Origin of the sequence: Acinetobacter sp. A1-4-2 (genome assembly GCF_040233925.1) — a bacterium.
Classification (GTDB): domain Bacteria; phylum Pseudomonadota; class Gammaproteobacteria; order Pseudomonadales; family Moraxellaceae; genus Acinetobacter.
This window is the reverse complement of record NZ_CP157981.1, coordinates 2,224,948-2,246,815: the sequence shown is the minus strand read 5'-3', so window position 1 is coordinate 2,246,815 and position 21,868 is coordinate 2,224,948. Positions and strand designations below refer to the sequence as shown.

Sequence of the window (21,868 nt, the reverse complement as noted above, 5' to 3'; positions counted from 1 at the left end):
TGCTGTTGGGGGATGTATGATGCCTGTGCTGATGGTTTATCAAATCAGAAAAGTGGTCTGAATTTTCCAGATGTGAACATTGTTGAATTTCGGAGTTTATTTTGAATACTGATCGTCGAATTGCTTCTTTGACCCCATGTGCAGGGCGTTGCTCTACGGTGTTTGGTGATTCGGTCTGTCGGGGGTGCCGTCGTTTTAATCATGAAGTGATTAAATGGAATACCTATACAGCAGAGCAGCATACAGCCATTTGGCGTCGATTAGATTCGCAACTGGATCAGATTCTGATTCCGATGTTGCCCATTGCTGATATAGCCCATGTGGAAGGCTTTGTTTTATCCAAGCGTGTGCGGTTGCGTCTGGATGCGAGTAAAGGGCGCAAGCTCTACCATGCATTAAAGTTGTGTGAGAAAAATCGCCATTTCACCGATGATAGTGGGTTAGGTATTCACTATAAAGATGTTCGTCCTTTGTGGGATGAATTTGAGCGACGAGTATTGGCACTTGCCACGGCCAGTTATGATTTGGCCTTTTTACGCGCTGATTGTATCAGTATGCATTTGCTTCAAAGTCTGGAAGAAGAGGATTAAGTCCTCTTTTAAACCTTAAAATTTATAAAAAAATTTCTTATTCTCGTGTGCACTGAAATCATTTTGCATTAAAAAATCATCAGGCTTAATTAGGAAGCCTGATGATTTTAATTTTTTTGTGGCAAGTTTTGTTGTCTCGTTTAAAGATTATGCTGCAAACGGTACTGTACAATTTCTTCAATGGTAATCACGGTTAAATGATGAGTCTGTGCATAGGATAGAACCTGAATACCAGATGCCATCGTGCCGTCAGGATTGGTCAGTTCACACAAAACCCCAGCGGGTTTCAAGCCAGCCAAACGTGCCAGATCAATGGTGCCTTCAGTATGGCCACGACGCGTCAGTACCCCACCTTCGCGCGCGCGTAAAGGGAAGACATGACCTGGTCGGTTGAGATCACTTGCCACAGCACCATCTTTAATTGCTGCTTTTACTGTGGTGGTACGGTCTTTTGCCGAAACGCCTGTAGTGACACCTTCTGCTGCTTCAATGGTCACGGTAAAAGCTGTTTTAAAATGGCTGGAGTTATCTGTCACCATTGGGGGGAGTTCCAGATGGTTAGCGAGTTCATCAGTCAAACAAAGACAGACAATGCCTGAGCCATCGCGAATCATACGGGCCATGGTGTCTACAGTTAAGGTTTCTGCAGCCACGATCAGGTCAGCTTCATTTTCACGGTCAAAGTCATCCATGACTAAAACGGGTTTGCCTTGGCGGATATCTTCTAAAGCTTTCTGGATGCGTTGTTCAGCAGGAGGAAGGGCAGAAAAGAAAATTTCGGGTTGAATTAAACTAGACATTGAAACGCTCTCGTAAAATAAACATACGGTTGAACATTTCAGGACTGATGCAGAAATGGGGTCGCAGCGATATATCACATATCAATATCGGTTACGTCGTCTTCTTTCATCCGGACTATACCGTCGGCTTTGGTTTTTCACCAAATCTGCGAGTAAACTTTAACTAGTTTACAGGCTCGTGGGCTGATTAAATCCTATAGCAATATAGTTTTAATTTACCACCGGTGGGGAATTGCACCCCGCCCTGAAGCGATGTGTCATAAGTATAGTCCTGTTTTTAACAGTGGGTACACATTTCTATAGATGAATCAGTCATATCCATAGTCAAACCAAGAATAACTTTAGAATAAGCTTATAATTATGAATATGTAGGGTATAAAAAAGCCCGCAGAAGCGAGCTCTTTGAATGTTTTGATCTGAACTGATCAGTTTAGGCAACCTGTACAGGAATACAGTTGGCGGTATGGTTCACTGTATTGTCCGGGTTAGCATATACCAGACGAGGTTTATGGGCATTTGCTTCAGCTTCGGTGAAATCGCCAAATGTGGCGATAATCATTAAATCGCCCACATCAGCCTGCAGGGCAGCACCGCCATTGACTGAAATGATGCCAGAATTTTCTTCACCACGGATGGCATAAGTGGTAAAACGCTTACCATTAGTCACGTTCCACATATGAATTTCTTCATATTCACGGATACCGGCTAAATCCATTAATACGCCGTCAATTGCACAAGAACCTTCATAATGTAATTCTGCTTGTGTCACGACACAACGGTGGATTTTAGCTTTTAATAAACGAGAAAGCATGGCTAGCGTCTCCTTAGTCGACCTAAGATTTTATCTTAGTTAAATCAAATCACTTCTTACTGGATCAGTAATCCGCAGAAAGCGCATTCTGCTCCGAAAAAAGCAACATGGCAAGAAGGAAAATTCAATTATTTGTAGAATGATCAGTTCGGTTTATACGCGTTAATTTGATTCATGGCTGTCTGAATGTCACCGTTTACCAGCAATTTAATGCGGGATAAAGCATGTGCAATGGCATCATCCATTAAACCTTGTTCGCTGCTTGGAGCTTTGCTCAGGACATGACCCGATACGCGTTCTTTGGAACCTGGGTGACCGATACCGATACGTAAACGATGGAAATTGGGACCTGTATGCGGAACGATATCACGTAAACCGTTATGACCACCATGACCACCACCTGTTTTTAGGCGAATGACACCCGGATTCATATCCAGTTCATCATGTGCAATGAGCATGGCTTCAGGTGCAACTTGATAGAATTTGGCGAAGGGTACAACACTTTTGCCGGAGGCATTCATAAATGTAGTAGGTAAAAGCAGACGAACGTCTTGACCTTCGATGTTACCTCGACCACTGATTCCGTGGAATTTAGGATCGGCTTTGAGAGAGATGCCATATTGTTCTGCAAGGCGTTCAACGAACCAGAAGCCTGCATTATGGCGGGTTTGGGCATATTCCTTACCGGGATTGCCCAAACCAACAATTAGCGAAAGTTTTGACACTAATTTACACCGTTAACACTTATGCGCGTTTAAAGTCAGCGTGCATTGGAGTGTTTTTAGCTGGGTGACGTTGTAAAGCTTGGATTTTAACGCTTTCAACTTTGTCACCAACTTTGATTTCAACAACTTCTTCAAAGAAAGCGTTGTCTTCAAGTGCTTTAACAAGTTCACGAAGTTCTAAAGTAACCGCTACAGGTTCAGCAGCACCACCGTAGATGATTGCTGGTACTTTGCTTTGAAGACGAAGGCGGCGGCTCGAACCTTTCCCTTGTACTGCTTCTTCACGTGCTGCTGCGTTTAATACGAAGTTTGCCATGATAGACATTCCTAATTTAAGTTTAATTAAGCTGAGTTTTCGACCAGCTCAGCGATAGAAAACCCTGCCAAAGGCAGGGTTTTGAAAATTTAGCGCTATATTATAGATAAGAATCAAACATTGCGCTAATAGATTCTTCGTTGTTAATACGACGAATTGTTTCAGCAACCATGCTGGCGACTGAAACTTGGCGAATCTTACCAAGTTCTTGAGCTTCTTGAGAAAGAGGAATGGTATCCGTAACAACGAGCTCGTCGATTACAGAGTTTTTCAAGTTCTCAATTGCTTTACCAGAAAGTACTGGGTGAGTTGCATAGGCAACTACACGGCGCGCACCAAACTGTTTCAGTGCATCAGCAGCTTTACATAAAGTACCTGCTGTATCAACCATATCATCCACGATGACGCAGTCACGATCTTTTACATCACCAATCAAATGCATCACTTGTGATTCATTGGCTTTTTGACGACGTTTATCGATGATTGCAAGATCGATATCACCCATTTGTTTCGCTACAGCACGTGCACGAACTACACCACCAACGTCTGGAGAAACAACCATTAGGTTATGGTGTTGCTGTTGACGAAGATCAGCAAGTAATGCTGGAGTACCGTAGATGTTGTCTACAGGGATATCGAAGAAACCTTGAATCTGGTCAGCATGAAGGTCGATCATTACTACGCGGTCAATACCGACAGTTGTAAGCATATCTGCGACAACTTTTGCGGTGATTGGCACACGGCTTGAACGAGGACGACGGTCTTGACGAGCATATCCGAAGTAAGGGATGACAGCAGTAATACGACCTGCACTTGCACGACGCAAAGCATCAGCCATAACAAGGACTTCCATCAGGTTGTCATTTGTTGGGGCGCAAGTAGGTTGTACTAGGAATACGTCTTTACCACGAACATTTTCAGTAATTTCGACAGCGATTTCACCGTCAGAAAATTGACCTACAGATGCTGCACCTAAAGGGATGTGCAGATGGCTTACGACTTTTTGGGCGAATTGTGGATGTGCAGTTCCACTAAAAACGACAAGATTGGGCATGAAGCACCCTTGGCGGTTGGAATGTTTGAAAATAGATGGCAGGGGCGGCTGGATTCGAACCAACGGATGCCGAGATCAAAACCCGGTGCCTTACCACTTGGCGACGCCCCTAATGCGGCAGAACTTTAATATTTTTGCGGTTCTGTGTCAAGGTGAATTAACAAATGAACATGCAAATTCTGTTCTGTCTTTTTTGAGAAAATGGCAGGGGCGGCTGGATTCGAACCAACGGATGCCGAGATCAAAACCCGGTGCCTTACCACTTGGCGACGCCCCTAAATTTGATTGCTGTATTGTGATTTAAACCATAAGTTTAAATGGCAGGGGCGGCTGGATTCGAACCAACGGATGCCGAGATCAAAACCCGGTGCCTTACCACTTGGCGACGCCCCTAATACAGTAATCTACAGATGAATATCATGGCAGGGGCGGCTGGATTCGAACCAACGGATGCCGAGATCAAAACCCGGTGCCTTACCACTTGGCGACGCCCCTATCATATAACCTTGAAATGATGTAATGGTGATTCATTTAAACTATTGACCAAGTAAGCTTTACAAGGCGAATGAGCTAAAATCTCATCAATATTCATGTCAGTGGTTACTTCAGTAAAAACACAAGCACCTGTACCTGTAAGTTTTGCAATACCGAACTGGTCTAAATACTGCATCGCTTCATTTACTTCCGGATATAAACTTCTTGCCAAAGGCTCAAAGTTATTTCCAAAGTTAAATGGCTTTAACTGATAGGCGCAAAATTTAGTAGGCTTCGTGTCTCTTGTCAACTTTTTTTGTGAAAAAAGCAATTGAGTGCTGATAAAACAATCAGGTTTTAACACAATGTATTGTTTTTGATCTAAGTCTATGAATGTTAAGTGTTCACCAATGCCTTCCGCCCATGCATTGCGGCCATGAACAAAAATGGGAACATCGGCACCTAACTTGAGTCCCAGTTCGGCCAACTGCTCAATACTTAAGCCACATTGCCATAACTGATTGACCACAATGAGGGTGGTGGCTGCATTGGATGACCCCCCACCAAGGCCAGCACCCATAGGAATATTTTTTTCAATGCGGATATTTAAGCCTGAATATGCTTTTGCATACGGCTTTAAAATCTGTGTTGCCTTGAAAATCAGGTTCTGTTCCAAATCAACGCTGTTTAGTCCATCAATACTAATTTCAGGACTTGCTGTTTGGCTGAACTCCAGCCAGTCATACAGGTCAATGAGCTGAAAAATGCTTTGCAATTCATGGTAGCCGTCGTCACGACGGCCGGTGATATGCAAAAAAAGATTAAGCTTGGCAGGAGCGGGAACACGAATCATAGATTTTAAACTTTTGAAGGGGCTTAACGGTTTTGAATGAGCATTGTAATACGGTTTTCCTGACCGGATTCAAGCACATGTTTTAAAATTAGCTTGTTCGGTAACTGGGCTTGCTCGTTATAACTGAGATCTACTATCCAGCCATCTTCCAAGAACTGGATGGGGCGGTTTTGCTCATCCTTACTGATTTTTGCCAGTGTGGTTGCCGGTTTGGCCTGAACCCAATCGACTAAATGGGTAATAGGGGCTTGCCAGCCTGTGGCACGCTCAAGTAACTCTTCCGGAGTATCCGCTGTGATCAACCCGGTTTTTGCACTATTGAGGGTGACATTACCCGGTTGGCCGGAAATCTGGGTTTTACCCACGCCCAAAATTCCGCTTAATTCGATGTCGAATGAATCCTGCTGTTGTACCCAGGTAAAAAATGCACTGCCAGATTGTCCCGGAGTTCTTACCCCAATTTTACCTTGCAGATTAAAATTCTTGGCAGCTTCTGGAATTTGAGTAACATTCGGTGCTTGAGGCTGGGTGTATTGTTGGCAACCGCTCAGGATTAGCGTGCTTGCTGCAATCAGGCTTAAACTGAATTTTGAAAAAATGTGCATACAGATAGTTAACTCTTTTTCATTTGTTGCGGTAACAGTAACGATTTCAATTGCTCTAATTGCGGATCATTCGGATGATTTTTTTGTAATTGTTGTAACACTTTACTAAATTTTGTCAGCTCACCTTGCATGTATAAAGATTTGGCATAACGTACACCAATTTTCACATTTTGACTTAATTGGTAGGCTTGCTCTAATACTTGAGCTGAAGTTTTAAAGTCATTTTGTAAATAAGTGATATAGCCTAAAGTATCTAAAATAGAGGCCTGTTCCGGAGCAAATTCCAGAGCATGTTCAACATACTTGCGGGCTTCATCTAAACGCTGGTTTTGCAGGGCAAGCGTATAGGCATAGGCATTTAAGTAAGTTGGGCTATTGGGTTCTATTTCCAGTAATTTTTTCAATAATTTATCTAGTTTATCTTTGTCTTGAAAAGCATCAAGTAATAACACTTCGGAGTAAATTAGTTCCGGGTCATCCGGAACGTTTTTAATGGCTTCATCGAGCAGGCGTATTGCTGCTTTTTTATTGTCCATGCGTTTTAAAATATCGGCCTGAGCCTGGTACAGGAAACTGGCATATTGTGGGTAATTGACCCGTTCTTGGGTGAGGAAGCGCAGTGCATCGGTGGGCTGGTTCTGGGCGGAAAAAATATTAATCATGTTGCGGCGCGAAACTGTGTACAGGCTGCCATCAACCAGACGGTAATAGGCTTTTGCGGTTTCAAAATGCTGCTTTCGTTCGGCATTGACTGCTAGATAATAATAGGCTTCATTTTGATATTGCGTGGAATATCGCAGCTCAACTAAATATTTTTCAGCTTTTTCATACTGTTCTAAGTCAATACTGGTTAAACCGGCAATAAACAATGCTTCTTCTTCATGGGGCCATTTTTTTAACAGGATCTCAAGTTTATTGAGAGCTTCTTCTGACTTATTTAATTTAATCAGATATTTAATTTCCGCTAAGCGAACTTCGATATTGTTTTTATGTTTGCGGCTGGCTTTGTCGTACCATTTTAGGGTTGCTTCATCATCCCCCAAAGCACTGAGCAAATTGGCCTTCATTAAAATAAAGCCGGTCACATTGGCACGCTTTTTTAATGCACGACTAATGGTGGTCAGGGCCTGCTCCAGTTGCCCGTTTTGTGCTTCCAAGCCTGCAATCAGTACCAGTACGGAAGGATTATCCCGTTCTTTACTTTTACGTAAGGCATCAATCAGAAAATCCCGATCTTCAGGGTCTTCAGGGGCAATTCCGGCCAGAATTTTTTCTAAGTCTGCATTGGGGTCAATATTTAAAATTTTGTCCAGCGTTTCTGCGGCCAGTTCATATTCATGGGCTTTTAAGGCAATATGTGAAAGATAAAATAAAGCCGGTACATCGGTCGGTTCTTGCACCACCCAATGGGTGGCAATATCCAGGGCCGCTTTTAGATCATTCTGTTCAATCGCAACATTTAAGGCGCGCTGTTTAACCGTGGTGGAATTGCTTTTAATTGCAAGCACAGTGTAGTTGTGTAATGCTGTGGGAATGTCCTGATAGGTCAGTGCAAATTCAGCAATCATGCTTTGTTTTATGGCATTATAATTTGAATTGGCATGATAAATTTCTCCAGATGCTCTAATATGAGCACTGTAAGCCATGCTACCCACAAGTAAGAATGTGGTAGAATATTGCTTAATTGTCGCGCCGTTTATCCGGCTATTTGTTTGACGCAATTTTTCTTGATCCAAGTAATGCTTTTTATGACACCAATACTGCACAATAGCATAAATTTAGCGAAATGATGATCTGATATGTCTTTCTTTGCATTGGGTGTCAACCATCAAACCGCCTCTGTAGAGCTGCGTGAGCAGATTGCATTTAATCCTGAAAAATTAATGCACCTGCTTACCCTGCAAAGCCAAAACCATGACCTGAATGATATGGTGGTGGTCTCTACATGTAACCGTACCGAAGTTTATGCTATGTCTGAAAATGCGGACATGGTAATGAATTGGCTCGCCGAAGCAAATGGCCTAGATGTTAAACAATTGTTTAATCATGTATATCGTTACGAAAATGCGCAGGCAGTGACCCATTTAATGCGGGTAGCCAGTGGTTTGGATTCACTGATGCTAGGTGAACCGCAAATTTTGGGGCAGGTGAAATCTGCATTGTCTCTGGCTAAAGATGCACATACCGTATCGCCGAATTTAAACCGGATTTTTGAATACGCCTTTTACGCGGCAAAACGTGTACGCTCGGAAACAGCCGTGGGTAGCCATGCCGTTTCGATGGGTTATGCCGTTGCCCAGCTTGCATTGCAAGTCTTTAGCAAACCTGAAAAACTGACCGTGTTGGTGGTAGCCGCTGGGGAAATGAATAGCCTGGTGGCGAAGCATTTAGCAGAAATGGGTGTGGGTAAAATCCTGATTTGCAACCGGACCCGTGCCCGTGCAGAAAATCTGGCCCAGGAAATTGCCCATCGTGTTGATGTGGAAATTATTGAATTCTCTGATTTGGCTGCAAATTTACACCGTGCAGATGTCATTTCAAGCTGTACCGGAAGTCTGCATCAGGTTATTTCATATCAAGATGTCAAAACAGCGTTGAAAAAGCGTCGTTATCAGCAAATGTTGCTGGTCGATTTGGCCGTTCCGCGCGATATTGATCCCAAAGTAGAATCTCTGGATGGCGTTTATTTGTATGGAGTGGACGACCTGCAAAGTGTGATTGACGATAATCTTGCCCAACGTCGCCAGGCTGCGGTTGAAGCCGAGGTAATGGTCAATCAGTTAGCTACAGAAATGCTGACCCAGGAAAAAATCAAAAAAGCTGGCAGTACCATTCAAGCTTATCGTGAACAGGGTGAAGTACTCAGGCAAGAAGAACTGGCTTTGGCAATGTCACGTCTGGCTAGTGGGGACAATCCTGAGCAGATTTTGCAGGAATTATCGTATCGCCTGACACAAAAACTACTGCATCCGACTTCAATCTTGTTGCGACAGGCAGCCAAGGCTGAAGAGCCTGGTTGTTTTGAATCCATGCGTGAACAATTAGAAGATGTATTTGCTAAACGGCGTAATATCAAGCATAAATCATAAATACTAAATTATAGCCGCTCGCTTAGTCTTCCAGCAGGGTAAGCGAGCGCTTTTTATCAATCTCGTAAATTTTCTGTTTCAGGTTGCGCATTTCGGCAATACTGGTGAACTTTTTAGATTTGAGTTTTTGTTGCAAACATTGATATTGCAGTTTGATGGAAAAATCTTCTGCCAGTTTATCGGCCTGCTCAGGTGATGAGGTGTAATCACTGACATTGGCATGTAGCAAAATATTTTGCAGATCATGGTGATAAGGCGCACAGGCACCTAAGACATAATACTGCGACAGCTCGGTATCATCAGGTAAATCATCAAAAATGATATTGAAGATATCAAGAATTTTAAACAGCAGTTGATCGTGTGAAATCAAGGCGCGTAGCGGTTCAAAATGAATATACAGATAGGGGTGATTCATTAAAATCGCAATGACATATTCTTCTGCATCAATCTTGGTGCTAAAGCTTAAGGATGCATCATTGTTGACCTGAGGTTGCCATTTGCGGTTAAAGCCCAGTTTTTCTCTAAAGAACTGCTGCAATAAATAACGGTACGACCCCTGTTTTGGCAACAGTTCGGTCAGTTGACGTAATTCGCCCATGACCTGGCTTTTGCCTTCCGGCTTGGTCACATCATGATTCTGGGTTAAAAGAGCAAAGACAAAATCGGAGAGTAACGGTGCCTGCTGTAACAGGCGGTGAAAGTTTTCAATACCTTCACGGCGAATCAGTGAATCCGGGTCGTGATCATTGGGTAACACAAAAAACTTGAGTTCACGGCCATCATTGAGTAGCGGCAGGGCAATTTCGAGTGTACGGCGGGCGGCTTTTTGTCCGGCAGCATCACCATCGAAAGCAATGGTAATACGGTTGTTTTGTTTGAATAAAATATTCAGGTGTTCGGTATTACTCGCTGTTCCCAAGGTCGCCACAGCCCCAGAAATGCCATATTGCTGCAAGGCAATGACATCCATATAACCTTCAACCATTAGCCAGTCTTGGGCTTTCTGTTTGCGGCCTTCATATAAACCATACAGCAACTGGTTTTTATGAAACACTTCCGAGTCCGGCGAGTTGATGTATTTGGGTTTGATTTCGTCATTCAAGGCACGACCACCAAAACCGACCACGCGACCTTTAGCATCCCGGATCGGGAAAATCACCCGGTCACGCAGCAGGTCAAAATCGCGTCCATTGTCACTGGTACGGATCAGCCCCAGTAGTTTTAAGCCTTCAATATCCTGTGGAAAAGCTTTTTCCAGATGTTGCCAGTCTTCTGGCGCATAGCCTAAACGCCAATAGTCAATGGTTTCTGCACTTAAGCCACGTTGCTTGAAATATTGCTGGGCACTGGTACTTTGCGGTAACTGGCGCTGGTAATACTGGGCGATGTTTTCCAGTAGATCAAACAGGTTGCCGTCTTGTACGGTTTCTTCCATTGGCATCTGTTCAAAAGATGCAAATGGATCATCATAGTATTCGGTTTCTTGCGCCTGAAATTCTGCAAAAGGATCAAAATGTGCTACAGGCGCTGCATTCGGTGTTTGATCGGTGGTGTTTTTCGGTTGTTCTTGCAGCTGTGTTGCTGCGGCAGGTTTTATGGATTCACGTTTATATTTGATTTTATTACTGTCGTTATTGTCTTTTGGTAGTTCAATACCAGTACGGCTCGATAGATCCTTCATCACATCAATAAAGTTACGACCGTCAATATCCATTAAAAAGCGGATAGCATTGCCGTTGGCCTGACAGCCAAAACAATGGAAATATTGCTTGTCGCGATAGACATGGAAAGATGGCGATTTTTCCTGATGAAAAGGGCAGCAGCCTGAATAGGTGCGACCGGTTTTCTTGAGTTTCACGCGCTGACCAATCAGATCGACAATATCGGTACGATCCAGGATTTGATCAATCGTGTGTTGAGGAATAGCCATAAGTATGCAATCGGGTGGTAATTTATTTAAATGACTGACAAATAAGCTGTCAGAATTTCCGCATATTAAAATTACGGCATCGGTTAAAAGTTAATTTGTATACCTTTTGCGCAAAATGATCAATATGATGCATTGAAATGACAAAAGGGCAAGTATGATAACTTGCCCTTCATGAAAATGCGACCGATAAGCCAAGCTTATTGTGATGCTCGCGTTCCAGTTGCTGCCGCTGCTTGAGGTTATTGCTCTGGTGCAGGGGGAATGCTGCTTTCAGTTTTAGGACGATCCAGCAAGCCAAAACTGATGCGATTGGTGAAACTGCGTTTTTCACTTTGCGCTGCATTTTGCTGTTGCTCTGCTTCGGTCGAGCTTTGCGCTTCGCGACCAAAAATACCTAAAGTGGCGCGGTTAAACCAGCTGCCTTCACCATGTGCAGCACGCATATTCACGCTACCATCAGCTTTGACCAGATGCGGATAATTCAGCTTTAACACTTCAATGTACTGCTGTGAAGTCTGCTGATCGCCCAATTTGTCATATCCATAGGCCATGGTGGCTAAAGCTTCAGGAACTTGCGGGGTTTGTGGATAATGTTCGACGACCCATTGTGAACGTTCAACAGCAGCAAGCCATGCTTTACGCTTAATATTAAAGCGCGCCGCGTTCATTTCACTTTCAGCCAGCTCCGTGCCAATGAACTTCATACGCTGTGCCGCATCGACAGCATAAGTACTTGATGGGAAACGGCGGATGAAATCGACAAAATTCTGATAAGCCACTTTTAAATAGCTGACATCACGGTGTGACTGTTTTAATGAGGTATAACGCAACAGGCCATCATAGTTTTGTTCCATGTTCGCGACACCACGAACATAGTAGGCATAGTCCACATTGGGATGTTGCGGGTTTAAGCGGATAAAACGCTCAGCCAGGGCAACTGCGCCTTCATAATCTTTTTGTTGAAATTTAACGTATAACAATTCCAGCTGTGCCTGCTGGGCATAGTCACCTGTTGGATAATAGGTATCGATTGCTTCAAGATGTTTGGCCGCATCGGTATATTGACCACGTTCAAGGGCTTTTTCAGCTTTTTGAATATAAACTTGTTCGCTAGATTGTGGTCCTGTGTCTACCACTTCTTTCTTTGGATTACTGCTACAGCCCACTATTGCCGACGCAACGCCTAAAGATAAAGCAAGCATTGTCATTTTATAACGTGGTAACGACATAAAAATTCCTCTGTTAATACGGGCAATGAGCTACAATTGCACTATTAAACCACTTTTGTCTGAATGAGCAAATGAGTCAAGCACAATCTTCTAATTCTAATGTCCCTGAAACTGATTTCAATTTACTTGAAGATTCTGAGGATGCAGATAACCATACTTCAGACTCAACTGCAACACGTTTATCGTTGCAATTTCAATTGGATGAAAGTTATTTAGGGCAACGTATCGATCAGGTTGCAGCGCTAGTCTGGAGCGATTTTTCTCGTGAAAAATTGAAGCAGTGGCTGAAAGATGGCCATTTGTTGGTAAATGGTAACACTGTCAAACCTAAGTATAAATGTGAAGGCAATGAGCTGCTCACGCTGGATGTAGAGCTGGAAGTTCAAACCAAAAGCCTGCCGGAAAATATTCCCCTCAATGTGGTGTATGAAGATGACGATATTATTGTCATTAACAAACCGGTTGGTATGGTGGTTCATCCAGGTGCGGGAAATACCAGCGGTACACTGGTGAACGCCTTGCTTTATCATTATCCAAAATCTGCCGAACTGGCTCGTGCCGGTCTGGTACACCGTATTGATAAAGACACCAGCGGTTTGCTGGTGGTAGCGAAAAATCTTGAAGCCCAGTTTTCTTTAAGCAAGCAATTGGCGAAGAAATCGGTATATCGTCTCTATGATTTGGTGGTGTACGGTAACATTATTGCCGGTGGTACGATTGATGAGCCAATTAAGCGCCATCCGGTCGATCGAGTAAAAATGGCCGTGTTGCCGGGTGGTCGAGATGCAGTGACCCATTACAACGTGAAAGAACGCTTTCAACATTTCACCCGTGTGCAGGCACGTCTGGAAACCGGCCGTACCCATCAGATTCGTGTGCATTTTAGTTATCTGGGCTTTGGTCTGGTCGGTGATTCGGTCTATATGAGCCGTGTCCGTGTACCGGCAGGTGCTTCAGAATTACTGGCCGATACTTTACGCGGCTTTAAACGTCAGGCCTTGCATGCAACCAAACTCGGACTGATTCATCCGCGCAGTGGTGAAGAAATGATGTTTGAGGCACCATGGGCAGATGATTTTGCGCAGTTGATTGAGGTATTGCGCAGTGAAAATAAAGCCTACTAAGTGGTTTTATGGTTGGGTATGAATCATAAGGAAAAGCACAAGGAAATAGACATGCAATTTGTTCAAGGGCTTCCGGAAGGTGTATATGTTGGGCAGACGCGAGTGCATCATGAAAAAACGCTGGTCTCAGCTCAGCCTGAACTAGCAGGATTTAACCTGGCCTTGCATGTGGGGGATGATGCAAAGCGTGTACAGCAGCATCGTATGGCTTTACTGGCGGAGTTTACTGAATTCGGGGTCGATAAAGTGACCTGGATGACGCAAACCCATAGCACCATTTGTCATACCATCAATGAAGAAATCCCTTTTCAGGCCCTGGAAGGGGATGGAGTGGTGACCCAGCGTAAAGCACATGCCTTAATGATGATGACTGCGGATTGTTTGCCTGTGGTGCTCGGCAATGCAGATGGAACGGAGATAGCGAATTTGCATGCCGGCTGGCGAGGTCTGGCAAATGGTATTGTTGAAAATACCATTGCTGCCATGCAAACCCAGCCAATTTGGGCATGGTTGGGCGCTGCGATTAGTCAGCCCTGTTTTGAAATTGGAGCAGAAGTCAAACAGGCTTTCTGTTCCAAATACCCTGAACTGGAAGCTGCTTTTAAAGCGGGTGAAAAAGCAGATAAGTTTTATGCTGACTTATATGCGATTGCACGATTTATCTTAAAGCAACATGGGGTTGAAGTTGTGCTGGGCGGTGACCAATGTTCCTATACACAGGCAGAAGAATATTTTTCCTATCGCCGTACAGCCAAAACCGGTCGTATGGCAACATTCGTGTTTATGATTTGAAACTGTTAAACTTGATTAAAATCTATTGTTTTTATTGATATGCCTTTATCCACGAAATCTCTTGCTATCGTTTATCACAGCCCCTATGGACATACTGCAAAGGTCTCTTCTTTCATTGCTCAAGGGGCCAAGCAAACCGGTATTCAGGTACATTGCATGAATATCGAGCATGTGGATTGGGATGTTTTGGATCAGGCTGATGCCATTATATTCGGTTGTCCGACCTATATGGGCAGTATTACTTCAGCCTTGAAGCTATTTATGGAGCAGTCATCCAAACGCTGGCTGGCACGGACCTGGCAAGGCAAAATTGCAGCGGGTTTTACCAATGGCGGCGGATTGAGTGGTGATAAACTGGCAGTATTGCAGCAGATCAATCTGTTTGCCATGCAGCACGGCATGCTGTGGGCAGGTTTGCCGCTGATGCCGACTGGGCGTGGTTCGCAGGACCTGAACCGGATGTCGGGCTTTTTGGGATTGATGACCCAGTCGGATAATGCCCCGGTAGAGGTGACACCACCGCAAGGTGACCTGGATACGGCTATCTGGTTTGGTGAATATCTGGCATTGTTAGCAAACAGATTCAAGTAAATTCAGATTTTTTCAGAAATTTAAAAACCTCCAGCTGGAGGTTTTTTTAATTCAGGTAAAAAAATTATTTGTGGAAAATCCGGGCCTTGTCACGCTGCCAGTCCCGGTCTTTTTCAGTCGCACGTTTATCGTGTAACTGTTTACCTTTCACTAGGGCAATTTCCAGTTTGGCTAATGGACCTTTCCAGTAGCAGGCCAAAGGTACGCAGGCATAACCTTTCTGATTCACTGCACCCAAAAGTTTTTCAATTTCGCGGCGTGAAAGCAGCAATTTGCGTGTGCGGGTGGCTTCAGGCACCACATGCGTTGAAGCAGATAACAGGGGCTGGATTTGTGCACCAAATAAAAACGCTTCATTGTTCTTGAACAGAATATAACTTTCGGTAATGGTCATCCGCCCGGCACGCAAGGACTTGACTTCCCAGCCTTGTAAAGACAACCCGGCTTCGAATTTATCTTCAATAAAATAATCATGGCGAGCACGCTTGTTCTGCGCAATAGTGCCACCAGTATTTTTTTTAACTACGATTGATTTCGACATAATACGCATATTCCAAGATTAGCTCTATTTTGCCTCAAACTCGCTCTGAGGTGAAGTTTTTTCAAAAGTAAGGAGATTGTTCACTAAAAAAAGAAGTTTTTGTTAAAATAGGGCTCTACTAAAAACTAGAGTAAAAATGGATGACTAAATCTCGCGTCATTTATCCAGGCACTTTCGATCCAATTACCAATGGACATATCGATTTGGTGTCACGTGCAGCGAAAATGTTTGATGAAGTTGTGGTTGCTATTGCCATTGGTCATCACAAAAATCCAGTCTTTAGTTTGGAAGAGCGAGTGGAACTAGCAAAAAAATCGCTCAGTCATTTGCCTAATGTAGAATTTGTCGGCTTTGATGGTCTGTTGGTCAATTTTTTCCGTGAACAGAAAGCAACAGCAGTGCTGCGTGGATTACGCGCTGTTTCTGACTTTGAGTACGAATTTCAACTGGCCAACATGAACCGCCGCCTAGATGCAAGTTTTGAGGCAGTATTTCTAACCCCTTCAGAGCAATATTCTTTTATTTCATCTACTTTAGTACGTGAAATAGCACGCTTAAATGGTGATGTCGCGCAGTTTGTACCGCAAGCTGTGGTAGAAGCCTTTAAGCGGAAACAACAGCAAGGTTGGTAACGTGTCTTTATATATTACCGATGAATGCATCAATTGTGATGTCTGTGAGCCGGTGTGCCCGAATGAGGCGATATTCATGGGTGAAATGATTTATGAAATTCACCCGGATTTATGTACCGAATGCGTTGGACATTTTGATCAACCGCAGTGTCAATTGTTCTGTCCGGTCGACTGTATTCCGCATGATCCCCAGCATGTGGAATCACAAGATGACCTGATGGAAAAATATAAAAAGCTGATTGCACAAAAAAGCACCAGTAATTAGTGCTGAAATTTGTTAGCATACGCCCCGAAGTGAGCCAGACGATCGCTGCTGTGGAGATCTCCGTGATTGAAGCAGGGGAGGAAAGTCCGGGCTTCGTAGGGCAGGGTGCCAGGTAACGCCTGGGCGGTGAAAGCCGACGGCAAGTGCAGCAGAGAGTAGACCGCCATCTTTGCAATTTTCCTTCGGGGAGACCAAGAGAGATGGTAAGGGTGAAAGGGTGCGGTAAGAGCGCACCGCGTGTCTGGTAACAGTTCACGGCAAGGTAAACCCCACCAGAAGCAAGACCAAATAGGAATCCTTCAGGCACGGCCCGTGCTGGATTCGGGTAGGTCGCTTGAGCGTACGAGTGATTGTACGCCTAGAGGAATGATCGTTCACGACAGAACCCGGCTTATCGGCTCACTTCACCAATTTTTTTACAATTATTGCGTGATATTTCTTGACATGAGTTTGCTTGAAATAGATAATACGCGCACAGTTTTGGCTATGTAGCTCAGTTGGTTAGAGCACCGCACTCATAATGCGGGGGTCACAGGTTCAAGTCCCGTCATAGCCACCATTTTCATAGACCACGTTTATAAAAGCGTGGTCTTTTTTTATGTCTAAAATTTATCTTAAAAAATCATTATTTACATTAAATGGCACTGGCACTCAATTTTATTTTGGGAAATTCTTGGGGATATTTTTGCAAAATAGCGGCTTTTTTATTTTCCCTGAAAATAATGCTTTGTAACTGATTGATTTTATTTTCTGTAAGATGTAACCGGGCACAATGCAGCGCAATCTGGTTTTGAGTAGCAACTGCTAATTTCTGATCTTCTGCGATATGCTCAATACGATAGAGCTTTTGCTGTGCTTGAATGCGTTGTGCTGGGGGCTGTGCTTTTGCTACATGGTCAAAAGCTGTTGATTGTTGATCCATCACCACATCCATACAGACTCCATTGTCATCGACGAATATGGGTGAAATTAACTGGCAGAGGAGCCACTCATTAGGGGAATTAAGCTGATGGCGATGAATTTGAGATGTATTTTATTTCAATATTTCAGTGCTTTAATTTTAAGGTTTAAGTAGGAAATAGCTGGAATAAATCGCTGTTTTGTTTAAATAATAACTGAAAAAAAATAAAACGCTCAAACTCTGAACACTCGTAAAATAAAGGGCTTGACGCTAGTTGTCGAAATCTAGATAATGCGCACACAGTTTATGGCTATGTAGCTCAGTTGGTTAGAGCACCGCACTCATAATGCGGGGGTCACAGGTTCAAGTCCCGTCATAGCCACCATTTTTATAGACCATGCTCTCAGCATGGTCTCTTTTTTTATGGTTCAAAAAAGTCAGGTCGATTCTCAGAAGCAGAAAAAGGTCTGTTAACCATCCATTAATAAAATGCCAACAAAGCCTGTATAAGAAATTAAAACTTTTCTTGAAGATATTGCTCAATAAATTGATGAGTAGTTTCGCTGGCATAAAAAGGTGAAATCAGCGCCTGAATAATCCCGTCTAGCAATCCTTGTTGTTCTAGGGCTTGAAGAGAGTAGGGCATAAAACGGTGGGCTTCCTGATGTAAGTCTTCTTCATCTAGTCCGACAGATTGCAACAGTTCCTGTAAGCTGTAGTTGGCGAAATAGTCATAAAAGCCAGCCACCACATCCAAAACCACCTGTTGTAGGTATTCTGTTTGTCTTAACTGTCGCCAGGTTTCATAGACCAGAATAAAGAACTCTTCAAAGTCTATGGGCTGGAATTGCGAAAAAGTTTCCCGCAAGGTTCTTTGTTTAATATCTTCCCATAAATGCAGGCTGATGTCTGCCAGCTCTTCATTCGGCAGTAAAAACAGGTTTGCAAGTTGTTTAACCAGAGCGTGAGCAAGTTGCTGCTCCAGCTTGAGTTCAATAGCCTGTTGCTGGTCTTGAATAAAACTGAGTATCTGGGAACCCAAACCTTGTTGATGGGTATTGAGCTTGCGTAGATGATCCAGCCAAGGCGTATTACTTTCAAGAATCTGGTTGGCTAACTGTAAACTGACATGTTCGACTTGCGGATTGTGCTGCAAATTATCATGGATGTAGTGACGCAACTGATCCAGTTCGAGAATCTTGTACATCCATAATTCAAAAGTTTCATCAGACAGCAGCGCGTTGATTTGAGTCTGGCTGTTCATTGCCAGCTGATGAATTCTTTGAGAAACAACCCCGATGAACTCTAAAATTTCAGCACCTAGATTCAATTCAAAGGCATATTTTTGAACCACCTCTTGTAGCGATTCAAGTTGAATAATCTGTTTTAATGCAATCTGATCTGAAGAAATATAAAGATGATGAACAAATTTTTCGATATAAGGATTATGTTGTTCTGCTAATAATTGTTTTTTTATAAAGCGGGTTTGCTCAAGCATAAGCGCTTGAGCAAACTGTTGGGCTAGGTCCTGCTTAGACACCGGGTGCCCATCCATTCATAATTGGATAACGGCGTTCGCGGGTAAATGCTCGTGAGCTGATACGCGGACCAATCGCACCTTGACGACGTTTATATTCATTACGATCTACCAGGCGAATGACTTTTTCCACCACTGCTTTATCAAAGCCTTTGGCAATAATGTCATCCTGACTCATATCTTCTTCAATATAAGAATAAAGAATGGCATCCAGTACTTCATAGGCAGGTAAAGAGTCTTGGTCCTTCTGGTCTGGACGCAGTTCTGCAGAAGGTGGGCGAGTAATGACACGCTCTGGAATGACCGGAGTCTCTGAAATGCTGTTACGGTATTTCGCCAGTTCAAACACAATGGTTTTATACACGTCTTTCAGCACTGCATAACCGCCAACCATATCGCCATACAGGGTGCAGTAACCTACAGAAAGTTCAGACTTGTTGCCGGTAGATAAAACCAGATTACCAAACTTGTTCGACAAGCCCATCAGTAAGGTACCACGAGCACGGGCTTGCAGATTTTCTTCAGTGGCATCTGCAGGGCTGTTACCAAAGAATGGATATAGGGTTTGCATGAAGCTGTTTACGATTGGATTGATTTCAGCAATACCGAAAGTCACACCCATGGTTTTGGCCTGTGCGGCTGCATCTTCTACACTGATTTGCGCGGTGTAAGTATAAGGCATCATCACGGCCTGAACTTTATCTGCACCAATCGCATCAACCGCGATTGCCAGTGTTAATGCCGAGTCAATGCCACCCGATAAACCAAGAATCACGCCAGGAAAACCAGAACGCTGAACATAATCACGAGTTGCTAAAACCAGACCTTGATAGATTTCAGCCAAGGTATCTAAAGCAGGTGTTACTGTTCCGACTTTATAGGCTTTTTGTTCGGCTTCATATTCGGCGTAATAAAGATCTTCTTTAAAGCTGGCTGCCTGTAAAGCAATATTGCCATCTTTATTGATCACAAAGCTGGTACCATCAAAAATTAGGTCATCTTGACCACCAATCTGGTTGGTATAGACTAGATTAATATTCAACTGTTTAGCCAGTTGACTCATGGTGGTGACACGATGTTGCGGTTTACCTACTTCATAAGGTGAAGCATTTAAGACCAAAGCTGTTTCAACATTCAGTTGAGATAACTGATGCACGGTACTGAGTGACCAAATATCTTCACAAATCAGCACGCCAAACTTATGACCTAAATATTCAAAAACAAGGTGTTGATGGCCTTCGCTGAAATAACGTTTTTCATCAAATACACTGTAGTTTGGCAAGTTTTGTTTGTTGTAAACACCCAGTACTTGTCCATCTTTCATTACGGCTGCAGAGTTGTAGCGGTGACCCTCTTCACTCTGATTGACAAAACCAAAAACCATCACAATGTCTTTGACTTGGCTGAGCTGCTCAAATGCTTTTTGCGTGCGTTTTGCCAAGCTAGGACGGAGTAATAGATCTTCTGCAGGGTAACCTACAGTTGAAAGCTCCGGGAAGAGAATTAAATCAGCTTTTTGTTTTTTGGCTTCATTTATCTGTTCAAGCATCTTTTGAGTGTTTGCTTCGATATTGCCAATATGCGGAGAGAATTGTGCAAGGGCAATTTTAAAACTTTTCATTCCAACTTAATCCTATTACCTATAGGGATGTATACACAGACTTAGATTTATTATGATTATGCGTTCAATGCTGTGTACGTGACGACAAATAAAATAGAAGTATTAATCAATAATTAGCAATTCGATACTATATACGAATTGCATCGTTTATAGAGAAAAAAACAAAAAAAAATCTGAATTTAGACAAAAAAATACAGCCGGGATGCGAAAATAGACATATTGCAAATGGATTGTGGTGATTGGATGAGATAACCTGCTAGATGTAATTTATATTAAATGTTTTAAATCAAATATTTGAGGTGGAATTCTACATTTTGTCTACGCGTGCACAAGCACTTGTCAGGTTAGGGTTTGAGAGGTATTTGTAGTTAAAAGTTATACACACTGTTGTCTAAACATCAGTTGCCAAAAAGTATGCCATTCACTTCAAGTCTACTTATGAATCGCTACCTGTTTTATAAACAGCTTTTAGTTTGCTTACCTGGAAAATTCACCAGATTCTGTTCAGCAGAATGATCTCGACAATGCTGAAAAGAGGGACTTGAACGATGAAATCGAACTATTAAAAAATTAAAAAAGATGATCGGATGGAAAATTATGAGGCATTATTGAAATTTATTCATTCCAAGAATTAAGTTAAAAATTGAGCCTGCAAGAATTACTGTATGAGGTGTTCATTATTTAAAATAATGTTGGGGATATTTTTAAAGAATATGTCCCGGGCAATCTCTCCTTGTTGTTCAATGTTGTATGTATGAAACGGTTTGCCCGCAATAAAGTGGTATTTATAAGGATTATATTTTTTAAAACTCAAAAAATATTTGGACTGCAGTATAGCACCGTGTAACAGAACATTGATATTGGACTGATATTGATAAATGTGGGTCATCTCATGTATGAACAGGCCTTGCATTTGTTTAGATCGCCGAGAGAAATCTTCACAAAAATTTTCGTTATTCATGAAAATTTTGCCACTAGGAGCCATATACATATTTATGGGTTGCCAGGGAAGATATTTGATATTAAATATTTGAACTTCATTGTAATTGATTAAATTACCGAAAACTTGCCGTGCAAGATTTATCTCACCCGTGGTCAACTGCCGAGAACGAAAGTAATGAATATCAAACATTAAATAAAGTTTGAACCATAACCAGAACCTAAATTTTTGGAACATAAAGTTTCATTTTACTGTTTGTAGGGTAAATTCTATTCACAAAGTAAGGCGAGAGTAAATGTCAAGGAAGGGAAATTTGTTCAATTCTTTGATTTGATATTGTAACGATGCTGAAGAAAATTTGAATTCTTATTACCCGTGATGGATAAGAAGTTAGATACAAGTTTAACAATAGAATTTAAAGATCAATTCAAAATGAATTTACTTAGAA

22 protein-coding genes, 6 tRNA genes, 1 other RNA gene and 1 riboswitch are annotated in these 21,868 nt (G+C 42.7%); of the genes, 10 read left to right on the top strand and 19 right to left on the bottom strand.

Translation table 11 applies throughout. The annotated features are described in order from the left end of the window. Positions 1–101: 101 nt before the first annotated feature. Positions 102–590: a DUF1289 domain-containing protein gene (locus ABJ384_RS10955; RefSeq protein WP_349927297.1), complete on the top strand. Its 489-nt coding sequence runs from the start codon at positions 102–104 to the stop codon at positions 588–590. A 140-nt stretch (positions 591–730) separates the two neighbouring features. On the opposite strand, the gene ribB is transcribed toward ABJ384_RS10955, so the two are convergent. The 12 genes from ribB to ABJ384_RS10895 form a co-directional block, all read right to left on the bottom strand. Then, on the bottom strand, positions 731–1,390 hold the full coding sequence (gene ribB, locus ABJ384_RS10950) for a 3,4-dihydroxy-2-butanone-4-phosphate synthase (RefSeq protein ID WP_349927295.1): 660 nt from the start codon (positions 1,388–1,390) through the stop codon (positions 731–733). Between the two features lie 94 nt (positions 1,391–1,484). Next, positions 1,485–1,645: riboswitch (FMN riboswitch) on the bottom strand. 175 nt (positions 1,646–1,820) lie between these two features. Then, positions 1,821–2,201: an aspartate 1-decarboxylase gene (gene panD / locus ABJ384_RS10945; protein ID WP_086196843.1), complete on the bottom strand. Its 381-nt coding sequence runs from the start codon at positions 2,199–2,201 to the stop codon at positions 1,821–1,823. Between the two features lie 143 nt (positions 2,202–2,344). After that, positions 2,345–2,926 carry an aminoacyl-tRNA hydrolase gene (gene pth, locus ABJ384_RS10940; RefSeq protein WP_180042391.1) on the bottom strand — a complete coding sequence of 194 codons (582 nt, stop codon included), beginning with the start codon at positions 2,924–2,926 and terminating at the stop codon, positions 2,345–2,347. A gap of 19 nt (positions 2,927–2,945) precedes the next feature. Beyond that, complete coding sequence (gene rplY, locus ABJ384_RS10935) at positions 2,946–3,242, bottom strand: 50S ribosomal protein L25 (RefSeq protein ID WP_086196841.1); 297 nt, start codon at positions 3,240–3,242, stop codon at positions 2,946–2,948. Positions 3,243–3,342: 100 nt separating this feature from the next. Next, complete coding sequence (locus tag ABJ384_RS10930; protein WP_086196840.1) at positions 3,343–4,296, bottom strand: ribose-phosphate pyrophosphokinase; 954 nt, start codon at positions 4,294–4,296, stop codon at positions 3,343–3,345. Positions 4,297–4,332: 36 nt separating this feature from the next. After that, a tRNA-Gln gene (locus ABJ384_RS10925) sits at positions 4,333–4,407 on the bottom strand. A gap of 91 nt (positions 4,408–4,498) precedes the next feature. Further along, positions 4,499–4,573 (bottom strand) — tRNA-Gln (locus ABJ384_RS10920). A 41-nt stretch (positions 4,574–4,614) separates the two neighbouring features. After that, positions 4,615–4,689, bottom strand: a tRNA-Gln gene (locus ABJ384_RS10915). A gap of 27 nt (positions 4,690–4,716) precedes the next feature. Continuing rightward, positions 4,717–4,791, bottom strand: a tRNA-Gln gene (locus ABJ384_RS10910). A gap of 1 nt (position 4,792) precedes the next feature. Continuing rightward, positions 4,793–5,623, bottom strand: coding sequence for a 4-(cytidine 5'-diphospho)-2-C-methyl-D-erythritol kinase (gene ispE / locus ABJ384_RS10905; RefSeq protein ID WP_349927291.1), 831 nt, complete (start codon positions 5,621–5,623; stop codon positions 4,793–4,795). A gap of 23 nt (positions 5,624–5,646) precedes the next feature. After that, complete coding sequence (lolB, locus tag ABJ384_RS10900) at positions 5,647–6,228, bottom strand: lipoprotein insertase outer membrane protein LolB (protein ID WP_349927289.1); 582 nt, start codon at positions 6,226–6,228, stop codon at positions 5,647–5,649. Between the two features lie 8 nt (positions 6,229–6,236). Then, positions 6,237–7,949, bottom strand: a complete 1,713-nt coding sequence (locus tag ABJ384_RS10895; protein ID WP_349927287.1) for a tetratricopeptide repeat protein — start codon at positions 7,947–7,949, stop codon at positions 6,237–6,239. Between the two features lie 78 nt (positions 7,950–8,027). On the opposite strand from ABJ384_RS10895, the gene hemA reads away from it, so the two are divergent. Further along, positions 8,028–9,317, top strand: coding sequence for a glutamyl-tRNA reductase (gene hemA / locus ABJ384_RS10890; protein ID WP_349927285.1), 1,290 nt, complete (start codon positions 8,028–8,030; stop codon positions 9,315–9,317). A gap of 22 nt (positions 9,318–9,339) precedes the next feature. On the opposite strand, the gene ABJ384_RS10885 is transcribed toward hemA, so the two are convergent. Continuing rightward, a complete protein-coding gene (locus tag ABJ384_RS10885) occupies positions 9,340–11,247 on the bottom strand; it encodes a CHC2 zinc finger domain-containing protein (RefSeq protein ID WP_349927283.1) in 1,908 nt (635 codons plus the stop codon). Positions 11,248–11,486: 239 nt separating this feature from the next. Continuing rightward, positions 11,487–12,476 (bottom strand): outer membrane protein assembly factor BamD, encoded by a 990-nt coding sequence (locus ABJ384_RS10880; protein WP_349927281.1) that lies wholly within the window; start codon positions 12,474–12,476, stop codon positions 11,487–11,489. A gap of 71 nt (positions 12,477–12,547) precedes the next feature. Between ABJ384_RS10880 and rluD the strand changes: the two genes are divergently transcribed. Genes rluD through ABJ384_RS10865 form a run of 3 tightly spaced genes read left to right on the top strand, consistent with a single transcriptional unit; the run spans position 12,548 to position 14,983 of the window. Next, on the top strand, positions 12,548–13,600 hold the full coding sequence (gene rluD, locus ABJ384_RS10875) for a 23S rRNA pseudouridine(1911/1915/1917) synthase RluD (RefSeq protein ID WP_180080671.1): 1,053 nt from the start codon (positions 12,548–12,550) through the stop codon (positions 13,598–13,600). Between the two features lie 51 nt (positions 13,601–13,651). Beyond that, positions 13,652–14,392: a peptidoglycan editing factor PgeF gene (gene pgeF / locus ABJ384_RS10870; protein ID WP_349927279.1), complete on the top strand. Its 741-nt coding sequence runs from the start codon at positions 13,652–13,654 to the stop codon at positions 14,390–14,392. Between the two features lie 39 nt (positions 14,393–14,431). Continuing rightward, positions 14,432–14,983: a flavodoxin family protein gene (locus ABJ384_RS10865; protein ID WP_349927278.1), complete on the top strand. Its 552-nt coding sequence runs from the start codon at positions 14,432–14,434 to the stop codon at positions 14,981–14,983. 64 nt (positions 14,984–15,047) lie between these two features. Here the strand turns inward: ABJ384_RS10865 and smpB are convergent, their stop codons facing one another. Further along, positions 15,048–15,524: an SsrA-binding protein SmpB gene (gene smpB / locus ABJ384_RS10860; RefSeq protein ID WP_086196831.1), complete on the bottom strand. Its 477-nt coding sequence runs from the start codon at positions 15,522–15,524 to the stop codon at positions 15,048–15,050. 140 nt (positions 15,525–15,664) lie between these two features. Between smpB and coaD the strand changes: the two genes are divergently transcribed. From coaD to ABJ384_RS10840, 4 genes are all read left to right on the top strand, one after another. Next, positions 15,665–16,156 (top strand): pantetheine-phosphate adenylyltransferase, encoded by a 492-nt coding sequence (gene coaD, locus ABJ384_RS10855; RefSeq protein WP_086196830.1) that lies wholly within the window; start codon positions 15,665–15,667, stop codon positions 16,154–16,156. A 1-nt stretch (position 16,157) separates the two neighbouring features. Continuing rightward, a complete protein-coding gene (locus tag ABJ384_RS10850; RefSeq protein WP_349927276.1) occupies positions 16,158–16,421 on the top strand; it encodes a YfhL family 4Fe-4S dicluster ferredoxin in 264 nt (87 codons plus the stop codon). 26 nt (positions 16,422–16,447) lie between these two features. Beyond that, an RNA gene (gene rnpB / locus ABJ384_RS10845) (RNase P RNA component class A) lies at positions 16,448–16,831 on the top strand. A 72-nt stretch (positions 16,832–16,903) separates the two neighbouring features. After that, positions 16,904–16,980, top strand: a tRNA-Met gene (locus ABJ384_RS10840). Positions 16,981–17,055: 75 nt separating this feature from the next. Here the strand turns inward: ABJ384_RS10840 and ABJ384_RS10835 are convergent. Next, positions 17,056–17,343: a hypothetical protein gene (locus tag ABJ384_RS10835; protein ID WP_349927274.1), complete on the bottom strand. Its 288-nt coding sequence runs from the start codon at positions 17,341–17,343 to the stop codon at positions 17,056–17,058. 287 nt (positions 17,344–17,630) lie between these two features. Here ABJ384_RS10835 and ABJ384_RS10830 point away from each other — a divergent pair. Next, positions 17,631–17,707 (top strand) — tRNA-Met (locus ABJ384_RS10830). A 129-nt stretch (positions 17,708–17,836) separates the two neighbouring features. Here ABJ384_RS10830 and ABJ384_RS10825 read toward each other — a convergent pair. The 3 genes from ABJ384_RS10825 to ABJ384_RS10815 form a co-directional block, all read right to left on the bottom strand. Beyond that, positions 17,837–18,862, bottom strand: coding sequence for a hypothetical protein (locus ABJ384_RS10825; RefSeq protein WP_349927272.1), 1,026 nt, complete (start codon positions 18,860–18,862; stop codon positions 17,837–17,839). Then, positions 18,855–20,480 carry an NAD+ synthase gene (locus ABJ384_RS10820; protein WP_349927271.1) on the bottom strand — a complete coding sequence of 542 codons (1,626 nt, stop codon included), beginning with the start codon at positions 20,478–20,480 and terminating at the stop codon, positions 18,855–18,857. The genes ABJ384_RS10825 and ABJ384_RS10820 overlap by 8 nt, the downstream gene beginning before the upstream one ends. Before the next feature lie 658 nt (positions 20,481–21,138). After that, positions 21,139–21,657 (bottom strand): hypothetical protein, encoded by a 519-nt coding sequence (locus ABJ384_RS10815; protein WP_349927269.1) that lies wholly within the window; start codon positions 21,655–21,657, stop codon positions 21,139–21,141. Between the last annotated feature and the right edge of the window lie 211 nt (positions 21,658–21,868).